General features: G+C 37.5%; 22 protein-coding genes. 14 read left to right on the top strand and 8 right to left on the bottom strand.

Going from position 1 to position 24,344, the window contains the following annotated elements; translation table 11 throughout:
* Positions 1-4: 4 nt before the first annotated feature.
* Together IO68_RS21095 and IO68_RS21090 are read left to right on the top strand one after the other, a co-directional pair.
* Positions 5-1,174 carry a phospholipase A gene (locus tag IO68_RS21095; protein WP_023012842.1) on the top strand — a complete coding sequence of 390 codons (1,170 nt, stop codon included), beginning with the start codon at positions 5-7 and terminating at the stop codon, positions 1,172-1,174.
* A complete protein-coding gene (locus tag IO68_RS21090; protein WP_023012841.1) occupies positions 1,175-1,702 on the top strand; it encodes a cysteine peptidase family C39 domain-containing protein in 528 nt (175 codons plus the stop codon). It abuts the gene before it with no gap.
* Here the strand turns inward: IO68_RS21090 and IO68_RS21085 are convergent.
* The 3 genes from IO68_RS21085 to ilvA form a co-directional block, all read right to left on the bottom strand.
* Entirely contained in the window at positions 1,690-3,027 is a 1,338-nt protein-coding gene (locus IO68_RS21085) for a TrkH family potassium uptake protein (RefSeq protein WP_004879777.1), read from the bottom strand. The two genes, IO68_RS21090 and IO68_RS21085, sit on opposite strands and share 13 nt — an antisense overlap.
* Before the next feature lies 1 nt (position 3,028).
* Positions 3,029-3,679, bottom strand: coding sequence for a potassium channel family protein (locus IO68_RS21080; protein ID WP_004879776.1), 651 nt, complete (start codon positions 3,677-3,679; stop codon positions 3,029-3,031).
* 162 nt (positions 3,680-3,841) lie between these two features.
* A complete protein-coding gene (gene ilvA / locus IO68_RS21075) occupies positions 3,842-5,386 on the bottom strand; it encodes a threonine ammonia-lyase, biosynthetic (protein ID WP_171068558.1) in 1,545 nt (514 codons plus the stop codon).
* Positions 5,387-5,484: 98 nt separating this feature from the next.
* Between ilvA and rpiA the strand changes: the two genes are divergently transcribed.
* Positions 5,485-6,156 carry a ribose-5-phosphate isomerase RpiA gene (gene rpiA / locus IO68_RS21070; RefSeq protein WP_023012839.1) on the top strand — a complete coding sequence of 224 codons (672 nt, stop codon included), beginning with the start codon at positions 5,485-5,487 and terminating at the stop codon, positions 6,154-6,156.
* Entirely contained in the window at positions 6,156-6,845 is a 690-nt protein-coding gene (locus IO68_RS21065; protein WP_023012838.1) for a M48 family metallopeptidase, read from the top strand. The genes rpiA and IO68_RS21065 overlap by 1 nt, the downstream gene beginning before the upstream one ends.
* On the opposite strand, the gene IO68_RS21060 is transcribed toward IO68_RS21065, so the two are convergent.
* Complete coding sequence (locus tag IO68_RS21060) at positions 6,842-8,365, bottom strand: hypothetical protein (protein ID WP_023012837.1); 1,524 nt, start codon at positions 8,363-8,365, stop codon at positions 6,842-6,844. The two genes, IO68_RS21065 and IO68_RS21060, sit on opposite strands and share 4 nt — an antisense overlap.
* 333 nt (positions 8,366-8,698) lie before the next feature.
* Between IO68_RS21060 and argC the strand changes: the two genes are divergently transcribed.
* From argC to IO68_RS21035, 5 genes are all read left to right on the top strand, one after another.
* The gene (gene argC / locus IO68_RS21055) at positions 8,699-9,748 is read left to right on the top strand and encodes an N-acetyl-gamma-glutamyl-phosphate reductase (protein ID WP_023012836.1); all 1,050 of its coding nucleotides are present in this window, start codon (positions 8,699-8,701) and stop codon (positions 9,746-9,748) included.
* An 81-nt stretch (positions 9,749-9,829) separates the two neighbouring features.
* On the top strand, positions 9,830-10,579 hold the full coding sequence (locus IO68_RS21050) for a DUF6776 family protein (RefSeq protein ID WP_023012835.1): 750 nt from the start codon (positions 9,830-9,832) through the stop codon (positions 10,577-10,579).
* Positions 10,580-10,600: 21 nt separating this feature from the next.
* On the top strand, positions 10,601-11,017 hold the full coding sequence (gene clpS / locus IO68_RS21045) for an ATP-dependent Clp protease adapter ClpS (protein ID WP_023012834.1): 417 nt from the start codon (positions 10,601-10,603) through the stop codon (positions 11,015-11,017).
* A gap of 548 nt (positions 11,018-11,565) precedes the next feature.
* The gene (gene clpA / locus IO68_RS21040) at positions 11,566-13,851 is read left to right on the top strand and encodes an ATP-dependent Clp protease ATP-binding subunit ClpA (protein ID WP_007483394.1); all 2,286 of its coding nucleotides are present in this window, start codon (positions 11,566-11,568) and stop codon (positions 13,849-13,851) included.
* The gene (locus IO68_RS21035) at positions 13,851-14,213 is read left to right on the top strand and encodes a YnfA family protein (RefSeq protein WP_023012833.1); all 363 of its coding nucleotides are present in this window, start codon (positions 13,851-13,853) and stop codon (positions 14,211-14,213) included. The genes clpA and IO68_RS21035 overlap by 1 nt, the downstream gene beginning before the upstream one ends.
* Positions 14,214-14,269: 56 nt before the next feature.
* On the opposite strand, the gene IO68_RS21030 is transcribed toward IO68_RS21035, so the two are convergent.
* Positions 14,270-15,844 carry an ATP-binding cassette domain-containing protein gene (locus tag IO68_RS21030; RefSeq protein WP_023012832.1) on the bottom strand — a complete coding sequence of 525 codons (1,575 nt, stop codon included), beginning with the start codon at positions 15,842-15,844 and terminating at the stop codon, positions 14,270-14,272.
* 622 nt (positions 15,845-16,466) lie between these two features.
* Between IO68_RS21030 and IO68_RS21025 the strand changes: the two genes are divergently transcribed.
* Positions 16,467-17,510: a 3-deoxy-7-phosphoheptulonate synthase gene (locus tag IO68_RS21025; protein WP_023012831.1), complete on the top strand. Its 1,044-nt coding sequence runs from the start codon at positions 16,467-16,469 to the stop codon at positions 17,508-17,510.
* 53 nt (positions 17,511-17,563) lie between these two features.
* On the opposite strand, the gene IO68_RS21020 is transcribed toward IO68_RS21025, so the two are convergent.
* Both IO68_RS21020 and IO68_RS21015 read right to left on the bottom strand, forming a co-directional pair.
* A complete protein-coding gene (locus IO68_RS21020; RefSeq protein WP_031234706.1) occupies positions 17,564-18,484 on the bottom strand; it encodes an alpha/beta fold hydrolase in 921 nt (306 codons plus the stop codon).
* Between the two features lie 2 nt (positions 18,485-18,486).
* Positions 18,487-19,044 (bottom strand): PadR family transcriptional regulator, encoded by a 558-nt coding sequence (locus IO68_RS21015; RefSeq protein ID WP_023012829.1) that lies wholly within the window; start codon positions 19,042-19,044, stop codon positions 18,487-18,489.
* A 123-nt stretch (positions 19,045-19,167) separates the two neighbouring features.
* On the opposite strand from IO68_RS21015, the gene IO68_RS21010 reads away from it, so the two are divergent.
* The 4 genes from IO68_RS21010 to IO68_RS20995 all read left to right on the top strand — a co-directional run bounded on the left by IO68_RS21010 (position 19,168) and on the right by IO68_RS20995 (position 23,541).
* Positions 19,168-21,192, top strand: a complete 2,025-nt coding sequence (locus IO68_RS21010; protein ID WP_023012828.1) for an NADPH-dependent 2,4-dienoyl-CoA reductase — start codon at positions 19,168-19,170, stop codon at positions 21,190-21,192.
* 78 nt (positions 21,193-21,270) lie between these two features.
* Entirely contained in the window at positions 21,271-21,681 is a 411-nt protein-coding gene (locus IO68_RS21005) for a nuclear transport factor 2 family protein (RefSeq protein ID WP_023012827.1), read from the top strand.
* Between the two features lie 36 nt (positions 21,682-21,717).
* A complete protein-coding gene (locus tag IO68_RS21000; RefSeq protein ID WP_023012826.1) occupies positions 21,718-22,437 on the top strand; it encodes an SGNH/GDSL hydrolase family protein in 720 nt (239 codons plus the stop codon).
* Positions 22,438-22,452: 15 nt separating this feature from the next.
* The gene (locus tag IO68_RS20995) at positions 22,453-23,541 is read left to right on the top strand and encodes a YheT family hydrolase (RefSeq protein ID WP_019384534.1); all 1,089 of its coding nucleotides are present in this window, start codon (positions 22,453-22,455) and stop codon (positions 23,539-23,541) included.
* Positions 23,542-23,601: 60 nt separating this feature from the next.
* Here IO68_RS20995 and IO68_RS20990 read toward each other — a convergent pair whose 3' ends face one another.
* The gene (locus IO68_RS20990; RefSeq protein ID WP_019384535.1) at positions 23,602-24,039 is read right to left on the bottom strand and encodes a hypothetical protein; all 438 of its coding nucleotides are present in this window, start codon (positions 24,037-24,039) and stop codon (positions 23,602-23,604) included.
* Between the last annotated feature and the right edge of the window lie 305 nt (positions 24,040-24,344).

The raw sequence follows: 24,344 nt of genomic DNA, 5'->3' as shown, positions 1-24,344 counted from the left end.
AAATATGGCGTTCAAATCATTTGAACGTAGTCATTTAGAACTAAGTATAGTCACTATACTTAGTTCTTTTGCTACGGCTGGTGCAAATGCTCAGGCAACCACGCCTGCTAGTCCAGCAACTGTTGATGCCTGTGTTGCCTTAGCTTCTAATGCAGAGCGTTTAGCATGTTATGACAGTCTTTTTAAAGCACCAACCATTATTCCAACACAAGCGCAAACAGATGCCGCACCAGAGGTTGCTGCAGCTGTACCTGTAGTTGAGCCGAATGAGACAAATAAGCCTGTGTCTTTGAAAGATAAGGTGGTTCAAAAGGTTAGCGACTTACATGTATTAGGTGCAGCGCCTAAATTTGATCCTAATGTTTCTCTGCTTGATCGCCGTTGGGAGTTATCAGAAGAAAGTAAACTTGGTGTATGGAATATTCGTGCTTATCAGCCTGTTTATTTGCTTCCTGCGTTTTGGACAAGTGATAAAAATGAATTTCCTAGCAGTCCAAATCCCAATAATACAGTTACTGACAAACAGAATTTAACGTCAACAGAAGCAAAGTTCCAAATTTCCTTGAAGACAAAAGCATGGGAAAATATTTTTGGAAACAATGGTGACTTATGGTTAGGTTATACTCAGTCATCTCGATGGCAGGTCTTTAACTCGGAAGAATCACGCCCATTTCGTGAGACAAATTACGAGCCTGAAGCAAGCTTGATGTTTAGAACAAATTACGAAATTTTGGGTCTAAATGCTCGTTTGCTTGGCGTGACACTCAACCATCAATCAAATGGGCGTTCTGACCCGTTATCACGTAGCTGGAACCGTGTGATTTTCAATTTAGGTTTTGAAAAAGACAATTTTGCTTTGATGTTACGTCCATGGTATCGCGTTGAAGAAAATGCGAAAGATGATAATAATCCAGATATCAAAGACTATATTGGTCGTGGTGATTTAACCGCTTTTTATCGCAAAGGTGATAATGATTTTTCTTTGATGTTACGTCACTCTCTTAAAGGCGGTGATCGTTCTCATGGTGCTGTACAGTTTGATTGGGCATTTCCAATCAAAGGTAAATTACGTGGACATCTGCAATTATTTGATGGGTATGGTGAGAGCCTAATTGATTATAATCATCGAGCAACTTATGTTGGCTTGGGTGTATCGTTAATGAATTGGTACTAAATGAGTTTAAATATTCCAGAGCCACTATTACAGCTTGAAGCAAATTGTGGTGTGTTCGCAATTTGGTTGATTTTAAAACAGTATCAAACGCATATTGATATTGCTGACCTGATTAAATTATCTGGTCATGATCAAATTGATGGAACATTTACGATTGCTTTGGCTGTTGCATTGAAAAAACTAGGGTTTGAGGTTTCTTTTTATACTGCACCAGACCCTAATGTTGATGAAAAAGAAAAGCAAATTTTTGTTGAAGCGAAACAACTTCAGATTCCAATTGGAGCTGCCTTAACTTATGCTGAAATTCAACAAGCATTTGAAGAGGGTAAGTTTATTATTGTGTTTTATGACACATTGGAAGGTACAGGAAATCAATCTTTAATCTACTCAATAGATGAGCATGAAATTAGCTTCTGTGATCATTTTGATGTGATGACTAAAGCAGTATTTGAAAGGCAACGACAAGCTGACGGTATATGTCAGCAGGTCATTGTCATTGAGCAGCCTGTAGAGCATTATCCAATCTGAATATTGGCATTTGCATGTTTTAAACGGCTCTTCTTCGGTGTTGCAATTAAGTAGGCCAGCGTAAGAGGGCCTAATCTTCCAGTAAACATTAATATGCTGAGCACGAATAAACTGCCATCATGTAGCTCACCTGTAAGGCCACGTGAAAGACCAACGGTACATGCTGCTGATACGACCTCAAACATCAGATCAAAAACATCAAGCTCTGGTTCTAAGACTAATAAAATAAAATAACCGAAGAACACCAACATTCCTGTTATCGCCGTGACTGCAAGCGCTTTATATGTTGTTTCATGTGAAATTGAATGATTGAAAATGCGTATTTCTTCATTGCGTCTCAAGAAAGAAATGACGCATAAAAATAAAACAACGAATGTGCCGACCTTAATACCGCCAGCTGTACTGAGTGATCCACCGCCAATAAACATTAATAACATGGTGAGAAGCCCAGTGCTGTGATTCATCGCTCCAGTATCAATTGTGTTAAACCCTGAGGAGCGTGGGACTGTTGCTTGAAACCAAGCATTTGCAGCTTGCTCACTAAAGCTCATAGGGCCGAGCGTTAAAGGATTATTTGACTCTAAAATCCAAACCAATATAAAAGCAACCAAATTTAAAATTGCAATCGCACTTAAAATTAACTTGCTGTTCGGACTTAATTTGCTCCAGCGCTTATGCTGTTTTATATCCATCAGTACAAGGAAGCCGATACCCCCTAATATATAAAGTGAGCTAATAGTAATACTGATTAAATAGTTGTGTTGAAAATTCATTAAACTATTGTCAAATAATGAAAACCCAGCATTATTAAAAGCTGAAACACTATAAAATACAGCATAGTATAGACCGCGTGCAAAGCCATAAATAGGTGTAAAAGCGGTCGTTAAAATGATGACCCCAATTAACTCAAAAAGCAGTGTATACGCCACAACGCCTTTTGCAACAAAGGTAACTTTCGATAAGCTGGTTTGTCCTAAACTATCTTGGGCCATCATTTGTTGCTTTAAGCCGACCTTGGGGGAAAGGCTAAGTGCAGCTAGAATTGCAAACGTCATGAACCCCAAACCACCAGATTGAATCAACAGCAAAATCACAAATTGGCCAAGGTGGTTAAACGTATCATTAATATTTACGACAGAAAGTCCAGTAATAGTTACCGCTGACGTAGCGGTAAACAGCGCATCCATCCAGCTCAATTCTTCTTTTTGCATAAATGGGAGTTTAAGCAATATTGTTCCAATAACAATAAAGCTTAAAAAACCAATCGCAAGTAAGGATGGGGGGCTTAGGTTAAAAATTTTCTGGGAATTCATTTGCATTGACATTCTAGCTGAAACATCCTGAAAGTTTTTTAAGATGGTTGAGCAAGCCTTCTAAGATCAGGACGTCACCTGTTTTTAACGTAAAGTTGGTATCTGTTTCATAAAGAATTTGTTGATCCCGTTTCAATAACAGTAATTTAATATTTGGTTCTTGAGCAAGGATGCCTGAGAGATTTACATTATTGAGTTTTTCATTCACAGGGACTTTAATAATATAGTGATCATGATCAAGTGACATATAGCGACTGACCATTGGGTAATTTAAAGCTTGGGCAACACGTACCCCCATATCTTCTTCTGGATGAATAATCTTAGTGATATCTAAGTGAGACAAAATTGTATGATGTGCTTTGGTTTTTGCTTTTACTAATATCTTTTCTACACCTAAACTTTTTAGGTTCAATACACATAAAATACTCGCTTCAATATCCTCACCAATTGCAACAATGACCGCATCACAATTTTGAATATTTAGTTCTTCCAAAACATGTTCGTCAGTCGCATCTGCAATAACTGCGTGTGTAATTTGATCTGCCAGATTCTCAACATTTCTTTTTAGTGTATCAATACCAATAACATCATGATGAAGTTTGGTGAGTTCTAATGCGACAGTTGCTCCAAAACTACCTAAACCAATGACTGCGAACTGTGCCATATCTATCCTTAACTAAATGATAAAAATATACTTTTATCTATTTTAAATGGAATAACTCGTCGATTTGTAATGATTTTGTTTGTCAAATCTTCAAGAAATTCTACACTCATTTAATATAAATAAAGCCGACATAAAGTCGGCTTTATCACTATCTTTATACGCTTATTTAAGGAAGCGCTTATAGCCAATATTATCGCTAATTTCAGCATAAGGATATGTAATTTGCTCTAAAGTCTCTACAAGACCATCTGGATTCTGTTTTGCATCAGTTGCTTGTAATCCGACGAGAACACGACCTTCAGCTGCACCGTGATTGCGATAGTGGAATAATGTGATGTTATGTGTCGGGCCTAAACGCTCTAGAAAAGTTAAAAGAGCACCAGGGCGTTCAGGAAATTCAACACGGAATAAACGCTCATTTTCCAAATTGGCATGACCACCAATTAAGTAGCGGATGTGAAGTTTAGCAACTTCATCATCAGATAGATCATCCACTTCATACTGCTGTTTGAGCATTTCATGAATTTCATGGCGTTCAGTTTCGCCACCTTTTAAGCTAATGCCAACAAATACTTGTGCTTGATTACTATCGCTTGCACGGTAGTTAAACTCAGTAATGTTTCGACCTTGTAAGGCGCGACAAAAATGTAAAAATGCACCTTTTTGTTCTGGGATCGTGACCGCATAGATCGCTTCTTTGCGTTCTCCTAACTCCGTACGTTCAGCAATATAACGTAGACGATCAAAATTCATGTTGGCACCACAAACAATTGACACCATGTTTTTGCCAGTCAATTGATGCTCAGCAACATATTTTTTAATACCAGCTAAAGCCATTGCACCAGACGGTTCAACAATACTGCGGTTTTCATCAAATGTATCTTTGATCGCAGCACAGATTTCATCTGTATTTACGGTGATGATATCAGGTTCAACGATAGGTCCAGAATTATCAGATTTGCGCAAGCGAACCATTTCAAAAGGTAATTCACCGATTTGAGCAACAGCAGTGCCATCAGCAAATAAACCAACATGAGGTAAAATCACACGTTCATTTGTTTCCAGAGCAGCTTTAAGACATGCTGACTCTTCATATTCAACACCAATGACTTTTACATGCGGTGCAACTTCACCTAAGTAAGCAGCGACACCAGCAATCAATCCACCGCCACCAACAGCAACGAAAACGTATTCTACATCACGCCATTGACGCAATAACTCATTGGCTATTGTACCTTGGCCAGCAATCACAAGTTCATCGTCATAAGGTGGAATGAAAACTAAGCCTTCTGTTTCGGCACGTTGTTTAGCATATTTATTCGCAACATCAAAGCTATCGCCATGAAGAACAACTTGACCACCAAGGCTTTTAACTGCTTGAACTTTAATATCAGGCGTTGTGCTTGGCATAACGATAATGGCTGGAATACCTAATTTTTTTCCAGATAATGCGACACCTTGAGCATGGTTACCTGCTGATGCGCAAATAACACCACGATCTAGTTGATCTTTCGGTAATTGACTAATACGGTTATAGGCACCACGTAGTTTGAAAGAGAACACGGGTTGTAAATCTTCACGTTTAAATCGAATGTTATTATTAATTTTTTGACTAATTCGTGGAGCTGCTTCAAGCGGTGTTTCAATCGCAACATCATAAACCGTTGCTTGTAAAATTTGTCGTACCACACGAGACAGCATGTTCATCTTCCCTATAACAGTTTAAAATAGGTGAACATTGTAGCAAACCCCTGTGCATTTGCGCTGTTTTCTTGCAGCAAATGTCAAAATAGTTGAGTGAAGTCATGAGTCTATATGCAACCCAAGATGAAAAAAAACAAGCTGCAGCAAAAGCAGCATTGAAACATTTGCCGAAAGGCGGCATTTTGGGCGTAGGAACAGGAAGTACAGTTAACTTTCTAATCGATTTATTACCTGAGCTGCAATTAGAAGCAGCCGTAGCAAGTTCAAATGCAACAGCTGAGCGTTTGAAAAAGCTGGGTATTGAAGTTGTAGACATGAACTCGGTTGGTGGATTAGGTGCTTATGTTGATGGTGCTGATGAGATTGATCGTCATATGCATATGATCAAAGGTGGCGGCGCAGCTTTGACCCGTGAGAAAATTGTTGCTTCGATTGCAAAGAAATTTGTTTGTATCGTTGACGACTCAAAATGGGTGGATCAATTGGGTCGCGACTTTCCACTTCCTGTAGAAGTTATTCCAATGGCACGCTCTGCGGTTGCACGTAAGATTGTTGCCTTAGGTGGTGATCCTGTCTACCGTGAAGGTGTTGTAACAGATAACGGTAACGTTATTTTAGATGTTTTTAATTTAAACATTTTGAATGCAATTGAATTAGAGAAAACGATTAACAACATTCCAGGTGTTGTAACAAACGGAATTTTTGCTTTAAATGCGGCAAGTATTGCGATTGTTGCTACAGATAATGGTATTGAAGAGCGTACTGCGCAGTAATGCAAGCAGTCTCATCAGAAGCATTTTTACCTGAGATTAAAATTGTTCGACACGCAAGGGCAAGAAACCTGCGCTTGCGTGTTGAGCCATCGGGTATACGGCTTACTGCGCCACTATTTGCCTCAACAAGACAAATTCAACATTTTCTTAATCAATCTGAACAATGGTTAATTGAGACATGGAATAATCAGCAAAATAAGTTTAGCCAATCAGTTGCTATACCTGAAGATTTAAAATTATTTCATCACGTAGAAGCATTTAAGCTTATTCAACAAAAACAAAGACAAATATTTAAATTTGATTTTGAGCAGCATTGTCTTTTTGTAAGAAATGAACAATTTGAGAAAGCTTTACAAGCAGCAGTGATTGCTTATGCGAAACACTTTTTGCCTGAATATTTAAAACAAATAAGTTTAAGTATTGGGCTACCTTTTCAAAAATGCTCTATACGTAAACCGAAGACACGTTGGGGGAGTTGTAGTGCTAAACATGACATCATGCTCAATGCCGCTTTGGTTTTGATGCCTGAGCACATAGTTCGGTCTGTATGTATTCATGAACTAGCACATACGATACATTTTGATCATAGCGCTGCTTTTTGGAATAAGGTTGCTCAATATGATGAGAACTATTTAGAAAATCGCAAGCAATTAAAAAATATTCAATTGCCTGCTTGGTGGTATATCTAGCTAAAATTACACTGAAGCTGAGTGGTTTGTAATTGGTCTGGTGCTTTTCTGCTATCGAGACCAGCACTCGCACTTTGCACTTGATTTTCTTTGATTTTAACCTGTACGAAAGAATAATCTAATGAAGTATTATTTGGTTCTGTAGAGCTACTATTAAGTAAATACTCACGGTTTGCTTTGTCTACTTGTAATAGGTTGTCAGTACTATCAGCATCAAGTACAGAACGATAAATTTGAGACCCCTTGATCAATTCAAGTACACCATTTGCACGAATATTTAGCTGACAATTATTTGCTGAATCTTCATAGTGACCAATCAGATATTCGATAGAAGGTAAATTTGGATTGACAATATTGATTCCAGTAATGCCTTGTTTACATGGATATCTCGAGCCATTACACGTTGCCGTGGTGTCTACAAAGCCGACTGCTCTTCTGTAGTCACCTGCACCAGAAACACGAAAAGCTGATAATGAGTTTACTATAGGCGAATTACCGGAATATGTTTTTTGTTCAAGTAAAGCGTAACCATCAGGATTAGTTGTTTTCTGCTGGAAAGTCGTCGCTAATTGAAGTGTTGCTTGTTTTAAAGAGTTTGCAAAAATTGTGCGACTATTTTCCTGTAGCTTAGTAATATCAAGTAGATTGTTTTTTGCAGGGTCAATGTTATCTGGTGTTGAAGTTACAAGGGAGGCAAGGGATTCATTCTCGCCATGAATTTTTTTTGCATCCAACTGACCATCTTTTAAATCGATGGCAAGATTTTTAGTAAATTCAGCAAAAGTATGGTTTGGATTGCTATTTGCCCATTGTTGTATATATCCAAAACTAAAAAATGTATTTACAAATAGGTTAGAGCCGGCAGTTGTGCTTAAGTCTCCTGGACCAAAAATATTTAATTGATAAGAATGGTTAAGATTTGGAGCGTTAATTTGATTGAAAGCGTGTAAGAGAGCAAGATTTACTTCTTGTGATGCGAGACTCAAATGTAATTTTGAAACTTCTAACGGATTTTCAACCTCGTTTGGAAGCTGACCAGAACGTATGAGTGCACGCTGATAAATTGCTTCAGAGTTTGGATTAAGATAAATAGTCTGAGTGAGATTGCTTACATCAACGCTAACAATGCTATGTAAACTCATTGAAACACTTTCATATTGTCCATTCAGGAAATTGTAAATAAGAGAACTTGGTTTTGTAGATAATTCAATTCGATATAGGCGGTTTGTATTTAAAACTTTTGGGAGTGTTAAGCTTAGGTTTGACGTAGTACTAACTTGCTGTTCAAGTATCAATGTATTATCAAAATTATCATATACTTTAACCACAACATCCCGCATTTCTACAGGTGTCCTAATTTCAAAATTCTTTGGTTTTGGGACAGTCACGATAGGAGTGCTATCATTTTTGGCACCACTCTCACCACTTCCACAGCCAACCAATGCTGTACCAAGTAATAGAGTGCTTACACCTAAACAGATAAATTGATTTAATCTTTGTTTTGATTTCAAAGAAGGCATCCCAGCTCTCCAAAAATTCTACATCCATGAAATTTATTATTACCACATCGCTTTTTATTTTATGCGAATAGATTGCTGATTCAATAGTATTTCTTGACCAGCGGTAAAATCTTTACAGTCAAAGCCTTTTTACACTGTTTTAGCTCGAATAGCTATTTTTATGATCAAATAAGCCATTTTAAGAGATAAAAAATTTAATTTTAAAATTTTAATCAAACACTAAGCTTTGAAATTTATAGTTAAAAACACGATATAACTTATAGGTTTATAGATTGTTAAAAGTCAATCAAACTGCCATACTATTCACACGATTCAAAGTTTGAGGTGGAACACGTGATTTCTGTTGGAATTGTTGGCGGAACTGGATATACAGGTGTCGAGTTATTGCGTCTATTATTAAGACATCCACAAGCCCAAGTACGTGTTTTAACATCTCGAACAGAAGCAGGGAAAGCTGTTGCTGATATGTTTCCTAGCTTACGTGGTCACACTGATCTTGAGTTTTCTGATTTAAACCTCGAAAATTTAAAGCAATGTGATATTGTATTTTTTGCAACACCGCATGGGGTTGCGATGCGGCATGCTGAAGAGTTAATTACAGCTGGCACTAAAGTAATTGATCTTGCTGCGGACTTTCGTTTACAGAATTTAGACCAATTCGAAAAATGGTATGGAATGCAACATCATTGTCCTACTGTTTTAAAAGAGTCTGTCTATGGTTTAACAGAGTTAAATCGTGAAAAAATAAAACAAGCGCAAGTGATCGGAAATCCTGGTTGTTATCCAACAACAGTTCAATTGGGTTTAGCACCTTTATTAAAATCTTCTAGCAAGCTTGTAGATACGCAAAGCATTATAGTTGACGCTAAATCGGGTGTTTCAGGTGCTGGACGAAAAGCAAGTTTAGGTATGATATACAGTGAAAATGCTGATAATTTCAAAGCGTATGGTGTCGCAGGTCATCGCCATCACCCTGAAATTGTTGAAGCTTTAGAAAATATTTCAGGCTTGAAGGGACAATTTGATCATTTGATTTTTGTTCCACACTTAGTACCGATGATTCGCGGTATGTTAAGTACAATTTACATTGATTTAACTGAACAGGGCAGCCAAGAAGATCTACAAGCACTCTATGAAGATTTCTATAAATCTGAGCGTTTTGTTGATGTTATGCCTGCTAATAGCTCGCCTGAAACACGTAGTGTACGTGGTGCAAATGAATTGCGGATTGCTCTTTATCGCCCACAACCAAATAAACTCATCATACTTGTCGCTCAAGATAATTTAGTTAAAGGTGCTGCAGGTCAAGCTGTACAAAACATGAACTTAATGTTTGGTTTTGATGAAGCTGCTGGGTTAAATGGTATTGGTTTATTACCATAAAAAACGCTTTTTTACTTCACACACATTTAAATTTGGATTTAAATGTGTGCTTTGATGTAGATCATAACGATAGAGATAATGATGGAAAACGCTGAACCGACTGTTTCACCGGACAGTTCCGTTAAAAAAAATAAATTCCTAAAAACGAATTTACCTTTAGTTATAGCAGCCACTTTACTGATCGGTAGTAGTTTTGTATTGGGTTACACCGTTGGTCATCGTCAAGGTTTAACTGTTGTTGGTTATGACGCTGATGCCGAACAATTGGTTGATGTGGTTCAGAAACAGAAAACGGCATTAGATTCGATGACTAAAAGTCTAAATTCTGCTGTGCAAGAGCGTGATATGGCTGTAGATAATGCTGATGAGCTATTCAAAGGTATTAATCAAGCAAATGCAGATAAAGCTCAGTTCGAGACAATGAATACAATTTATCGTGAGACTTTAAGGCAGCGTGGTGGGGTTAGCTTAACTGTACAGAACTTAGCGATTAAATCACTGCCTGAAAACGCTTTTGAATATCAAATTGACCTAATTCAAGTGAGTCCAAGTAAACGTCGTGCTGTAGGTTCAGTTGAATTACGTCTAATTAAAGATTCTGAAGTTTTGGTTGTACCACTGGAAGATAAGAACTTTAATTTTGATGACTTTGAGCGTTTGACAGGTCGTTGGACTATGCCTAAAGGTTTTACTCCTCAGTTTATTGAAGTTCGTTTAACTGGTTACGGAACACCAGTGATTAAACGTTTCAGTTGGCAGCGTGGTAAACCTGTTGATGTAAGTTCAGCATTCGTGTCTGAAATCCCACAAGCCGAAGCTAACGCTCAATAATATATAGATTAAGAATTGAATATGCGAAGATACAAACGTCAAATGAATTTAAGTGAAGTGAAAAATTCTTTTCATCAATCAGGTTATGTAGATTGGCACTTGAATCCACGATTAAGTGATTCGCAAGAAGATCATGAGGGCGAGGTGGTTGTACAAACAGCCCCTCCTGAATTAAAACGTCCTCCGCTATATGCAGTTGTCTTGTTAAATGATGACTACACACCAATGGATTTCGTTATTGAAGTATTACAAAGTTATTTTTCGATGGATTTAGATCAAGCAAGCCAAGTGATGTTAAGGGTTCACTATGAAGGTAAAGGAACAGCTGGCATATATCCAAGAGATATTGCAGAGACAAAAGCTAATCAAGTAAATAATTATGCACGTGCACAAGGTCATCCTTTATTGTGTCAAATCGAACCTGAGCGAGGTGAGTGAATATTCAAATGAAATTTGAATATGAAACGTAAGAAAGCAACGCTTTGTCCGAGCGCAAGACGAACAGCTGTGCTGTGAGTAAAAGAGGTGAGTGAATATTCAAATGAAATTTGAATATGAAACGTAAGAAAGCAACGCTTTGTCCGAGCGCAAGAAAAAAACACTTTTAGTCGTGTAAGGCGAGCCTTTAATCTAGTTTTGATAAGTCAGGCAAAAGTAATTAAATTGAATAATAGGTGAGCCTAAAATTATTCAATATTTAAAGCATTTGGATGGGTAGCAGTCATTTATTCAAAAATAAGAGATTTGTTTTATTTTTAATCAATTTGCTGCTTTTATTCCCTTTGTAATTGAATTTTTACAACAATACTTTGTTTTGAAACTTGACCAAGATACTCAACTAATGCTAACTGTAGAATATGAAGCAAAGAGACTTGTAGACGGGTAATTTATAACGATTACAAAAGCTCAAGCGGATCAAGTCAATTATTAGCTTTTGATAAAAAGATGCTTCTTTTTTGAGAAAGCCCAAGATATAAGGGGGTTACATGCTCAGTCGTCAATTAGAAGTATCGTTACGTTTGGCTGTTAGCATGGCTCGTCAAAAGAGACATGAGTTTCTGACAGTTGAACATTTGTTGCTTGCCTTACTTGATAATGATTCAGCCGTAAATGCACTAAAAGCATGTGGTGCTGATATCGTTACTTTACGTAAAGAATTAGAGGAATATGTAGAGCAACATACCCCAAAACTTGGTGATAATAGTGAACAAGCTCCACATCCAACAGAGAGCTTTGATCGCATTTTGCAACGTGCAATTTTCCATGTTCAATCGAGCGGTGGTGATCGTACAGTTGAAGGAGCAGATGTACTTGTTGCGATGTATTCTGAAAGAGATTCTTTCGCGGTTTACTTACTTAAACGTCATCAAATTAATCGCTTAACTTTGACTCAATATTTATCTCATGGGACACGTAAAGATGAGATTCAAGTTGAAGAAGAAGTAGAAGATATTGAAGGTGAAAGTGCAGCTTCAGCAAATGCTGGACCACTTGAGCAATATACACTGAACTTAAATATCGAAGCGCAAAAGGGCAAAACAGATCCTTTAATTGGTCGTGAAAAAGAAATTGAGCGGGCAGCACAAATTCTATGTCGTCGCCGCAAAAACAACCCGTTGTTAGTAGGTGATCCGGGTGTAGGTAAAACATCAATCGCTGAGGGTTTAGCTTGGCTAATCGTTAATGGCAAAGCACCTAAGCCTCTAGCAAATGCTGAAGTTTATAGTTTAGACATCGGTGCGTTAGTCGCAGGAACAAAATATCGTGGTGACTTTGAGAAGCGTTTAAAACAGTTATTAAATGCTTTGAAAAAGAATCCGAATGCTATTTTATTCATTGATGAAATTCATATGATTATCGGTGCTGGTTCGAGCATGGGTAGTACTATGGATGCATCGAATCTAATTAAACCAGCCTTAGCAAATGGTACTTTACGTTGTATTGGTTCAACTACTTTCCAAGAATATCGTCAGGTATTTGAGAAAGACCATGCTTTATCACGTCGTTTTCAAAAAATTGATGTAAATGAACCAAGCATTGGTGAAACGATTGAAATTTTACGTGGCTTGAAAAGTAAGTTTGAAGATTTTCATCATGTGGAATACGACGATAAAGCTTTAGTTGCAGCTGTAGAGTTATCGGCTAAATTTATTCATGATCGCTTTTTACCAGACAAAGCAATCGATGTTATTGATGAAGCTGGTGCACAACGCCGTTTAAAAGCAGAAGTAGATGGCTCAACAATTTCTGTTGAAAACATCGAAGATATTGTTTCTAAGATTGCTCGTATTCCTCCAAAAACAGTGTCTAAAGATGACAAGACTGTGCTTGAGAATTTAGAACGTGATTTGAAACGTGTTGTCTTTGGGCAAGATGAGGCGATTACAGCACTTGCGTCAGCAATTAAATTATCTCGTGCAGGACTTAAAGCGCCTGATAAACCAGTGGGTAGTTTTGTATTTGCAGGCCCAACTGGTGTTGGTAAAACAGAGGTGACGAAACAGCTTGCTAAGTTACTTGGTGTTGAGTTTGTCCGTTTTGATATGTCTGAATATATGGAGCGCCACGCTGTTTCTCGCTTGATCGGTGCGCCTCCTGGTTATGTTGGATATGATCAAGGTGGATTGCTCACTGATGCAATTCATAAGAATCCACATTGTGTTTTATTACTTGATGAGATTGAAAAGGCACATCCTGATGTATTCAATCTTTTATTACAAGTCATGGATCATGGTGCGTTAACAGACAATAATGGTCGTAAGTCTGATTTTAGAAATGTGATTATTGTTTTAACAACTAATATTGGTGCAGAAAGTATTTCTCGTGCAAGTATTGGTTTTACTGAACAAGATCATAGTGCTGATAATCAAGATGCGATGAAGCGAGCATTTGCTCCAGAGTTCCGTAACCGTTTGGATGGCGTGATTCAATTTAAATCACTTCCTACTACTGTGATTGAATCAGTAGTTGATAAATTCTTAACAGAGTTACAAGCACAATTAGATGAAAAACAAGTTGTGCTTGATGTGGATCAAAGTGCGCGTGATTGGTTGTCTGCAAATGGATATGATCGCCTAATGGGTGCTCGTCCAATGCAGCGTTTAATTCAAGAGCATTTGAAAAAACCGCTTGCTGAAATGATCTTATTTGGTGAACTGGCAGAGCATGGTGGTAATGTTGCTGTTTCTGTGAAGAAAGAAGATGGAAAAGACGTTGGATTGAAACTTGAAGTATTTGAGGATCATATAAATCCAAGTGCTGAACCAGCTTAATGTTAGAGTTTACATTTTCTATAACCCGAGTACTGAGTGTATTCGGGTTATTTATTTTAACGGCTATTGCAGAAATCTTGGGATGCTATTTTCCTTACTTAATCTTGAATCAAGGAAAATCTCATTGGTTGTGGATACCAACAGCACTTAGCTTAACGGTATTTGTTTGGTTGCTGACATTGCATCCAGCGGCATCTGGAAGGATATATGCTGCTTATGGTGGAATATATATTTTTACTGCACTGCTATGGTTACGTTATGTCGATCAGGTGATTCTGACACGTTGGGATATTTTAGGTGGTTTAACTGTATTGGTCGGTGCAAGTCTTATTATTCTGCAACCTCAGGGCTTGGTTCGTTAGTTTATGAAGCATGACTACTTAATGCTAAGTGTAATGCTTCATTATTCAATTAAAAACTATTTTAAATGATATGAATTCGTGATTTCACATGCGTCAATAAATGAATCATCGTGAGATACCAGTAGTACAGAACCATTAAAGTGCTTAATTGCGTGTGCTAATAACTCTCTAGATTCAATATCCAGATGATTTTCAGGTTCATCTAAAAGCAGAAGCTCCACATGCTGAAATTTTAAAGCCAGTAAAGCGACTTTTAAGCGTTCTCCACCACTTAAATTTTTTAATGGTATAAGTGCTTTGTCTCTACGAATTTTCATGTTGCCAAGCGATGTTCGTATTTGCTGTTCTGTTAGATTTGCATTGATAGTCTTTAAATATTCTGTTGCAGAAATTTCACCAGCTAAAAAAGATAAGTTTTGATCGAGATAAGCTGTTTGTACATTACAGTACATTTTGCCATCATGAGACTTAATAAGACCTTGAATTGTCTTCAATAAGGTAGATTTACCTATTCCATTTTCACCTTGTATATGAATTTTTTCTGAAGCATTCACTGCAAAATTGATTGATATAGAAAGATTAAAATCAAGTGTTAAATCTTGGCAACGTAAGATTTCTCCTGTTTTTTCGGTGATATGGTTAAACTCAAAAGACTGTGATTTTAAATGTTCAAGTTGAGATTGTTTTTGCATTAAGTTATCTTTTGCATCTGCTAGTCGCTTGATTTGCTGGTTGCGTAAATGAGAAAGCGATTGCTCAGCTTGTTCTTTTTTTGCATCTAATAAGATAGGCGCTTGAGAGCCTGAGGCCCTTAATTTTTCACCTGTTTTTTTCCGTTTTTGTGCTTTCATTTGGTTTTGATGTTGCTGTTCTTTAAGCGCTCTAATTTCTCTTTTTTCTTGATGCACAGCCTTTGATAGAGCTTCAACCTGTAGTAGATGTTGTTGCTGATAGTGTGAATAGTTCCCACCGTAGTAGTGTAAATCTAGCTGATTTAAAGCAAAAATACCCTGTACCTGATCTAAAAGTTGTCGATCATGGCTAATAATTAGCCCGCCAGTTAGGTGCTGACTCATTTGATCAATTAACCAGTTACGCCCTTGAGTATCTAAATGATTGCTTGGTTCATCTAAAAGTAAATAATGATCTTTAAGAAGAAATAAACGGCATAGTGCCAGTTTGGTTTTTTGTCCTTCGCTCAAATCTTGAATACGAGTATCAAGGTCAATCGGTAAATTTGCGCTTTCTAGCAGTTGTTGCCAATGAACAGGTAAATGCCAGAGATTTTCAACTTGATCATAATCTGAAAATGAAGCAATGCCTTGCTTTATACGTTCAAAACAAAAATATAATTCATGAATATTTAAAGCTTGGGCAATTGTGCTTTCTTTAATTCGCTGTAGTTGAGTGAGATGTTGATGAGGACATTGCCACAAGATTTCACCAGAATAAGCAACCTCACTTTTCTTCTGCAAATGTAATATAGACATGAGCAAGGATTTACCTTGTCCATTTTTTCCAACTAGGCCTGAAAATGAATTTAAAGGTAATTGGAAAGAAATGTTGTCAAAAATTTTTTGTTGTGGAAAATCAAGCGTTAAGTTGGAAATAATACATGCCTGTTGGGTCATAAGAAAACCTCATAAAAACAGGATATGCAAAATAGAATAATAAGAATTAGTTTTTAGAATAGAAATTACTAAAAGATAGATAAGCCTATTTTGCACATCAAAAAAGAAAGGGTATTTGATGTTAAAAAATAGAACTTACTTCATTGGTATAATCTCAAATTGGTGTATTTTTCCCCTATTTTATGAGCTAAATGTTCTGAGGTCAATTCTTCTTATTTTGAAGCTATGTTTAAAAAAATATAAAAAGTGCTTGTCAAACGAGGAAATAGTGCGTAATTTAATACTTAGGAACAGTTTTTTAGATATTCGAAATAAACATGTTAAAGCATACTGTAAACACAAACGCATATTTTTATTTTTGGCAATATATTTAGTTGCCTGACGCGTTTCGGGCATCGGAAAGGTTGCCCAACCAGTTAATACCTGATCGGCAACACCGATCAGGTTTTTTTATGCTCTAACAATCATTACTTTAGGAGAAATACCATGTATAAATTTAATAAGTCATATTTTAGCAGTTTTTATTGGTTCTACTTTAGCCAACATCAATTATTGCTTAGATCCCTATTGCTCAAATAAATGATCTGGACTGCGAAAAAGGTCAGTCCAAAGGAAATGAATAATGAACGCTTTAAATACTGCTTTGACACAACCAGAAACTCATTCAAAAGAATCAATGCTTAGCTTGCCATCACAACTCAAAGCGCAGTATCCCTTGTCTGCCACTTTAGCGCAGCAAATTTCAAAACATCGTCAGACGATTCATAATATTTTATCTGGACATGATCATCGTTTAATGGTGATAACAGGACCATGTTCAATACATGATCCAGTTGCAGTGCTTGAATATGCTGATCGGCTACAAAAATTACAAGAACAAGTCAAAGATCAAATTTTCCTCGTGATGCGTGCATATATTGAAAAACCACGTACCACGGTAGGTTGGAAAGGTTTTTTATACGATCCGAATTTAGATGGATCATCAGATTTACAACTTGGTTTAGAAAAATCACGTCAGCTTTATTTACAGCTTATTGAGAAAGGCTTGCCGATTGCGAGTGAAATTCTTAGTCCGATGGCAACAGGCTACTTCGATGATCTATTAGCTTGGGGCGCTATTGGAGCGAGAACCAGTGAGTCTCAGATTCATCGTGAGATTGCAAGCCATATGCCGTACAGTATCGGCTTCAAAAATGGTACAGATGGTTCTATTCAGATTGCTTTAGATGCGATTCAGTCCGCATTAAATGGACATCAATTTTTAGGTATGACACAACAAGGTTTACCTGCGATCCTTCATAGCAATGGTAATCCATTACCACATTTAATTTTACGTGGCTCAAATCACGGAACAAATTATGATTTAGCCTCAATTCAGGCGATGCATTTCAAACATAAACATATGCCTGCTTTGGTGATTGATTGTAGTCATGGAAATAGCGGTAAAGATCCGTTATTACAACCAAAAGTTTTGCAACAAATCATCGATGAGCGTGCGGAGTCAAAAGTTCGTGGTGTAATGATAGAAAGTCATTTAGTAGATGGAAATCAAAAGATTTCATGTGATATGACCTATGGTCAATCTGTAACTGATGGCTGCCTAGGCTGGGATAAAACAGCACAAGCTTTATTGGATATTGCTGAGCAGATGAGATCAAAAGTATAAAAGTATATAAAAAAGCCAATCATTGAGATTGGCTTTTTTATATCTATGTTGATTTAGGCAGCATGTTTGGACTGAGCATTAAGGAAATGTCCAATTTCTTGGCTGAATTTTCTTGGTTCTGTAATTAGAGGTGTGTGCCCTGAACGCTCAAAGTAAACGGCTGTTGCATTGCTTAACGAGTTCGCAATCAGTGTTTGTCCTGTTTCAGGGTAAAGCGTAGATTCACGACCAATAAAGAAGGTCGTTGGGCAATCAACATGACTGATTGCTTCACGATAATCTTCATCGTGATTTAAATAGTTCTCTACATACCAAAGTAAGTAATCTAGGCGTTGAATGGGAAGTAAATACTTTTGCAAGAACGGACGATTTAATGCGAGTTTGAAAATCTTAGGGCTGTAATTGTTGCTGCTCTGAAATTCAATGAATCCTGCCCATAAACTTACTAGCTTATAGCGGATATCATCTGGCAAATCCTCTAACTTCTGAGCGTATTTATAATTTAGCAGAAGTGTTTGTATGTCGAGGAGTAGCTTTTTAAATTGAGGTTGTTTATGTCCAAATAAGCCATATTGCCAAGAATCATCAACTGCGATTTTGGGTGTTTGGTCAATATGTAGATAGGCTTTTAACTTACTTGCTAGGTTGCCATGTTTCATACCATGCATCGCGGTCGTTGCGCCCATGGAATAGCCCATTAAGATGAATTGATCTAATTTTAATTGTTTGATCAATGCATTTATATCATTCCAATGGCTTGAAATGGCATTCATTTCAGGAATGGCGCAGTTCTTTGAGCCACCAAAACCACGCCAATCGGGAATAATAAACTCATATTGCTTACGATTTGCAAATAGGAAAGGTAGCCATTGCCAACTATGCATACCAAGTCCTGACAATACGAGTACAGGTTCACCTTCGCCAACACGACGTACAAAAAGTTTTTCTTGGTCAGGCATAGTGTAAAACGGCATTATTATTCTCCAATTTTGTCTGATTGCTCAAATTTCTTGAGTTGAGGAATCATTTGTTCTAACCATTTTATCCATTCATTTTCTTTAATGATACCGAGTTCAAGGATCATTTTATGGATAAAGAGGATGCGATTAGTCGGTTCATGATTCTTAAAATCTTTATCATGAATTGCTTGGTATAAGCTTAATTTTTCCTTATGTAGCTCAAGATGACGCTCAAGTTCAGGTAAAATATTGTTACCACCGAGTTGAGCTTCAGCTCTTAATCTAACCATAAGGTCATCGCGCAGTTGCGCAGGTTCACTTTGTTGTTCAATCCATGAAGCGAGTTGTATTCTGCCGAGTTGTTCGACTTGGTAGGTCTTTTTTCGGCTATTCGCAGCTTGTTCTTCTAGTGTAGAAATCCATCCTTTTTTCAGCATTCCATTGAGTTCCCGATAGATTTGCTGATGAGTCGCATTCCAAAAGAAGCCCATTGAACGGTCAAAGCGACGAGCTAATTCAAAACCAGTACTTGGCTTTTCTAATAAGCTTGTCAATAAAACATGGGCAAGTGACATAATATTCCGTAATAAAAATGACTCATTAGAATTATGCAATATGTTGCATAAAAATCAAATCTTGTTTATAACTTTATGCAACAAGTTGCATTAGCAAGCAGATTGCTAGCCAAAGGAGAAAACATGTCAGCTTACCCACATTTATTAAAGCCACTTGATTTAGGCTTTACGACTTTAAAAAACCGTGTGCTTATGGGGTCTATGCATATTGGTTTAGAAGAAGCACCGCAAGGATATGATCGTATGGCAGCATTTTATGCTGAACGTGCAAAAGGTGATGTGGGTTTAATTGTAACGGGCGGTGTTTCTCCAAATGATGATGGCGTTGTTTTTTCGCACGGTACAAAATTAGATTCGATCGAGGAAGCTGAAAAACATAAAGTGATTACCAAGGCGGTACATGACGCTGGTGGTAAGATTGCTATGCAAATCCTGCATACGGGTCGTTATTCTTATCAAGCAAATAACGTTGCACCATCTGCTATCCAAGCACCAATTAACCCAATAAAACCTAAAGCGTTAAGTTCAGCGGAAGTACAACAAACAATTGATGATTTTGCTAACTGTGCCAAGCTTGCTCAATACGCTGGCTATGATGGTGTCGAAATCATGGGTTCAGAAGGCTATCTAATTAATGAATTTATTGCTGCACGTACCAATCACCGTGATGATGAGTGGGGTGGTAGCTATGAAAACCGTATTCGTTTTCCGATTGAAATTGTAAAGCGTACCCGTGCATTAGTTGGTGAGAACTTCATTATTATCTATCGTCTATCGATGCTTGACTTGGTTGAGGGTGGTTCAAGTTTAGAAGAAGTTATTCAACTTGCTAAAGAAATTGAAAAAGCAGGTGCAACGATCATTAACACAGGGATTGGCTGGCATGAAGCACGCATCCCAACGATTGCGACTAAAGTACCTCGTGCAGCATTTACTTGGGTGACTGAGAAGCTAAAAGGTACAGTTTCTATTCCACTGATTACATCGAATCGTATCAATACACCTGAAATGGCTGAGCATGTTTTAGCATCAGGTCATGCTGATATGATTTCAATGGCACGCCCAATGTTAGCAGATGCTGAATTTGTATTAAAAGCTAGTGAAGGCCGTAGTGATGAAATCAATACATGTATTGGTTGCAATCAAGCATGTTTAGATCATATTTTCTCTATGAAAATTGCAACTTGTTTAGTGAATCCGCGCGCATGTTATGAAACTGAGCTTATTTTTAAAGAAGCAAACACAGCAAAAAATATTGCGGTGATTGGTGCGGGACCAGCTGGTTTGAGCTTTGCAACCTATGCTGCAAGTCGTGGTCATAAAGTAAAAGTATTTGATTCAAGCAATCAGATTGGTGGCCAATTTAACATTGCGAAAACGATTCCTGGTAAAGAAGAATTTTATGAGACTTTACGCTACTTCAAACGTCAAATTGAATTACAACCGAATATTGAGCTCGTACTGAACCACACCGCGACTTATGAAGAGTTGAGTCAAGCAAACTATGATGACATCGTCGTTGCAACAGGTGTTACACCTCGCCAATTACAGTTTGAAGGTATTGATCATCCAAAAGTATTGAGCTATATCCAAGTATTAAGAGAGCGTGTGCCTGTAGGTAAGCGTGTCGCAATTATTGGTGCGGGTGGTATTGGTTTCGATACTGCGGAATACTTAACGCATGAAGGTGATAGTGGTAGCTTGAACCCACAAAAATTCTATGATGAATGGGGTATTGATACATCATATGAAAATGTGGGTGGTTTAAAACCTGCTGAGCTTGAAAAATCAGAGCGTGAAATTTACCTTTTACAGCGCAAAACCGCTGCGGTTGGTGCTAGTTTAGGTAAAACGACGGGTTGGATTCATCGCACTGGCTTGAAACATCGTGATGTGAAAATGATTGCAGGCGCTAGCTATGACAAAGTTGATGATCAAGGTTTGCATATTACGGTTGACGGCCAAACACACATACTCGAAGTAGATAATGTCGTAATTTGTGCAGGACAAGAATCATATACAGCAATGTACGACCAACTCAAAGCAGATGGGAAGAATGTACATCTGATCGGTGGTGCGAAAGAAGCGGGTGAGCTAGATGCAAAACGTGCGATTCGCCAAGGCGCAGAATTAGCAGCAGTCGTATAACTCAATTAAGGGCATTCTTCCAAAGAGGAATGCCCTTAAATATATAAATCACAGCATAATTTACAAAGGAATATAACAATGACACTCGCAACAACGAAACATTCTTTAGAACAATGGCATGAGATGATTAATACTCGTGATTTGACAAGCTTAAATGATTTATTAGCAGAAGATGTCGTGTTTCGTTCACCAGTGGCATATAAGCCTTATGAAGGGAAACATGTTGTTTTCTTTATTCTCACAAATGTGATTCAGGTGTTTCAGGATTTTATCTATCACCGTGAGTTCTATACTGAAGACGGTGAAAATGTGGTGCTTGAGTTTAGTGCCAATGTCAGTGGTAAGTCATTAAAGGGAATCGATATGATCAAATTTAATGAACAAGGTAAAATTATTGATTTTGAAGTGATGATTCGTCCAATGAGTGGATTGGCTGCTCTTGCAGAGCAAATGGGCGCTCGATTTGCTCAATATCAAGCGGATGCATAAAAACACCAAATAGCCTAAGTAAGTTGAGGTTTGAAGATGTGGTTAAAAATTACGACATTTGCGTTACTTCCTATTGTTGCTATACAAGGAATCAAAGTCCGTAAAAATACGCCACGTCTTCCAGAAGCAAGTGGTGATAGAGAAGGAGTAGTAGGCAGTGGAAAACCACTTTCATTGCTTATTATTGGTGATTCTGCCGCAGCAGGTGTTGGGGTAGAAACGCAACAAGATGCTTTATCCGGTGCGATCATTACAGAACTTGGCAATGAATTTACTTTGACGTGGAAGTTACAAGCGCAAACAGGTAATACGACACAACAAGTGATTCAGACAGCTAAACAAATAAGTGATCAGCAGTACGATATTGTCATTACATCAATAGGAGTGAATGATGTTACGAAATTCACTTCAGCGAGATCATGGTTAAAACAACAAAAACAATTGTTTGCAGATATACAAAACCGCTTTAAACCAAAATTAATCATTGTGTCTGGTGTGCCACCAATGCAACATTTTCCTGCTTTGCCTAATCCTTTGGCATGGTTGTTTGGAAAATATGCAGCGCAAATGAACCAAGTATTACAACAATGGTTAATGCCGCAGGATAAATTTAAATTTATCCAATATGATATAAAAGAGTTTCAGGCATTAGATTTGCCTATGGCAAGTGATGGTTTTCATCCGAGTAAAGAAATTTACGCAATTTGGGGGCAAAAAGTCGCATTTTTAGTGCGAGAAACATTTACTTATCGTTAAAGGTAGTGATCGGTTATGGGTATTTCAGCTTTAAATAAAATTAAAGTATTAGGTTCAGAATTATTTGATGCAGTTGTTGGTGCTGAACAACCCAAAATGTATTATGACCCAAAAGGAAAAATTAAAAATACACTCGAAAAGCTACCCCAATTACGAGAAAAATATCGCCCAACGCCGTGGTTGAGTAATACCCATCTTCATTTACTTTATTTTGATGTGATTCGAAAGAAAACTATAAAGCTTGAATATGATCGTGTTGATCAATTAACGATGCAGGATGGAGGTATCACTGCGATTGCTTGGTATGGATATGATTTACCAGCAGAGACTCCAACAGTGGTGATCATGCATACAATTACGGGAACACCTGAAAGTATGCGTGAGCTTGTCAAAGATTTACATGAATATACAGGATGGCGTATCGCACTCTGTTTACGCCGTGGTCATGCAGGTTTACCTATGCCTGTCCCGCGTATTTCCTTGTTCGGATCGACGAGTGATCTTCGGGAACAGTTACTGCATATTCAAAGTTTATTCCCTCAAACAGAACTATATGCGGTTGGCTCTTCTGCGGGAACTGGATTATTGGTTCGGTACTTGGGAGAACAAGGCTGTGACACACCTTTCAAAGCAGCTTTTGCGATGTGTCCCGGTTACAACACGGAAATTGGATTTAAAAATGTTCACCCGTTTTATAGCAAAATGATGACTAAAAAGTTATTCAAATATTTTATTCAACCTTATCAAGATATGTGGAATCAGGTTTCTTCAATTGAGAAAGTTCTTGCAACTACGAATTTAGAGGAATTTGAAAAAGTTTATTTTGAAATGGCAGGGTATCAAGATTATCAGAGTTATTGCCAAGCTATAAATCCAATCTATGTTTTTGAGAATATCAAAATTCCGTTGATGATTCTAAATGCTGAAGATGATCCTGTGTGTTCAATTAAAAATTTAGAACCTTATAAAGATGCGATTCAGCAGATGGATAATATTGCAGTTGTAACGACGAAAAAAGGCAGTCATTGTGGTTTTTACGAAAGCTTTAGTGCTAAATCTTGGGCTTCGCGTTTAATTGCAGACTTCTTTAAAAGTACAAGTTAAGAGAATGAGTGAATAAAAAAGCCAGTTGGAGGCAACTGGCTTTTCAATCTAATGAATAGATTAATTATTTAAAGCAGGTGTTGCTGCCGCAATAGCAGCAGCTACAGCATCATCTTCAGTTTGAGATGGACCAGTAGAGCTTTGAGTTTTTACAGGTTGTTCTACTTTGGCTGGTTTTGGCTGTTCAGTACGTGGAGTTTCTTGAGTAGCTGTTTCATTAGAAGTTTGTGCTGGACGAGTTTCACGACGAATTTCAGTCGTTGTGTTTTCAGTTTCTTCACGAGTTGTTTCAATTACAGGAGCAGGAGACTCTTGTGTATCTGCGCTTTCTAAAGCTTGAAACTCTTGAGCTTTTTCTGGTTCAGGTTGTTGAGTTTCTTGAGTCTCAGTCGCCTGTTCTTGCTGCTCTTCGTTTTTAGGTTCTTCTTTTTTCACACAAGCCGTCAATAAAAGACCTGCTGCAAGTGCTGCACAAATTAAAAGTTTTTTATTCGCCATTGCCAAAACAACATATTAAATTAGGACAGCGGAATTATAGCAGTAAAATTATTAGAGTGAATCACTGATCATTATTCAGTTTGTTGATATTTTATAAACGCTTAACCAATTTTCTTTTTTAAAGAAGCTTCGAATAGTTCATTTCATAGGTTATTTTCTGACAGATTCAGTATTTTGGGTTAGAGAAAACTAAATTAAGTATGAAAATTCCACAAATCCCATAAATTTTTATCGAAAATGCTGATAGAATAACCAGTTGTTTATAGTTCTTTGAATTGATGCGGTTTGACTTTGCTTTATAGGGG

The organism is Acinetobacter sp. COS3, from assembly GCF_000475335.1.
GTDB lineage: Bacteria > Pseudomonadota > Gammaproteobacteria > Pseudomonadales > Moraxellaceae > Acinetobacter > Acinetobacter venetianus.
The sequence above is the reverse complement of the archived record's forward strand: the minus strand, read 5'-3'. Positions and strand labels throughout refer to the sequence as shown.

Bases quoted from the DNA above. Each gene is read 5' to 3' on its own strand.
- IO68_RS21095 (WP_023012842.1), top strand. From the start codon at position 5: ATGGCGTTCAAATCATTTGAACGTAGTCATTTAGAACTAAGTATAGTC.
- IO68_RS21090 (WP_023012841.1), top strand. From the start codon at position 1,175: ATGAGTTTAAATATTCCAGAGCCACTATTACAGCTTGAAGCAAATTGT.
- IO68_RS21085 (WP_004879777.1), bottom strand. From the start codon at position 3,027: ATGTCAATGCAAATGAATTCCCAGAAAATTTTTAACCTAAGCCCCCCA.
- IO68_RS21080 (WP_004879776.1), bottom strand. From the start codon at position 3,679: ATGGCACAGTTCGCAGTCATTGGTTTAGGTAGTTTTGGAGCAACTGTC.
- ilvA (WP_171068558.1), bottom strand. From the start codon at position 5,386: ATGAACATGCTGTCTCGTGTGGTACGACAAATTTTACAAGCAACGGTT.
- rpiA (WP_023012839.1), top strand. From the start codon at position 5,485: ATGAGTCTATATGCAACCCAAGATGAAAAAAAACAAGCTGCAGCAAAA.
- IO68_RS21065 (WP_023012838.1), top strand. From the start codon at position 6,156: ATGCAAGCAGTCTCATCAGAAGCATTTTTACCTGAGATTAAAATTGTT.
- IO68_RS21060 (WP_023012837.1), bottom strand. From the start codon at position 8,365: ATGCCTTCTTTGAAATCAAAACAAAGATTAAATCAATTTATCTGTTTA.
- IO68_RS21050 (WP_023012835.1), top strand. From the start codon at position 9,830: ATGGAAAACGCTGAACCGACTGTTTCACCGGACAGTTCCGTTAAAAAA.
- clpS (WP_023012834.1), top strand. From the start codon at position 10,601: ATGCGAAGATACAAACGTCAAATGAATTTAAGTGAAGTGAAAAATTCT.
- clpA (WP_007483394.1), top strand. From the start codon at position 11,566: ATGCTCAGTCGTCAATTAGAAGTATCGTTACGTTTGGCTGTTAGCATG.
- IO68_RS21035 (WP_023012833.1), top strand. From the start codon at position 13,851: ATGTTAGAGTTTACATTTTCTATAACCCGAGTACTGAGTGTATTCGGG.
- IO68_RS21030 (WP_023012832.1), bottom strand. From the start codon at position 15,844: ATGACCCAACAGGCATGTATTATTTCCAACTTAACGCTTGATTTTCCA.
- IO68_RS21025 (WP_023012831.1), top strand. From the start codon at position 16,467: ATGAACGCTTTAAATACTGCTTTGACACAACCAGAAACTCATTCAAAA.
- IO68_RS21020 (WP_031234706.1), bottom strand. From the start codon at position 18,484: ATGCCGTTTTACACTATGCCTGACCAAGAAAAACTTTTTGTACGTCGT.
- IO68_RS21015 (WP_023012829.1), bottom strand. From the start codon at position 19,044: ATGTCACTTGCCCATGTTTTATTGACAAGCTTATTAGAAAAGCCAAGT.
- IO68_RS21010 (WP_023012828.1), top strand. From the start codon at position 19,168: ATGTCAGCTTACCCACATTTATTAAAGCCACTTGATTTAGGCTTTACG.
- IO68_RS21005 (WP_023012827.1), top strand. From the start codon at position 21,271: ATGACACTCGCAACAACGAAACATTCTTTAGAACAATGGCATGAGATG.
- IO68_RS21000 (WP_023012826.1), top strand. From the start codon at position 21,718: ATGTGGTTAAAAATTACGACATTTGCGTTACTTCCTATTGTTGCTATA.
- IO68_RS20995 (WP_019384534.1), top strand. From the start codon at position 22,453: ATGGGTATTTCAGCTTTAAATAAAATTAAAGTATTAGGTTCAGAATTA.
- IO68_RS20990 (WP_019384535.1), bottom strand. From the start codon at position 24,039: ATGGCGAATAAAAAACTTTTAATTTGTGCAGCACTTGCAGCAGGTCTT.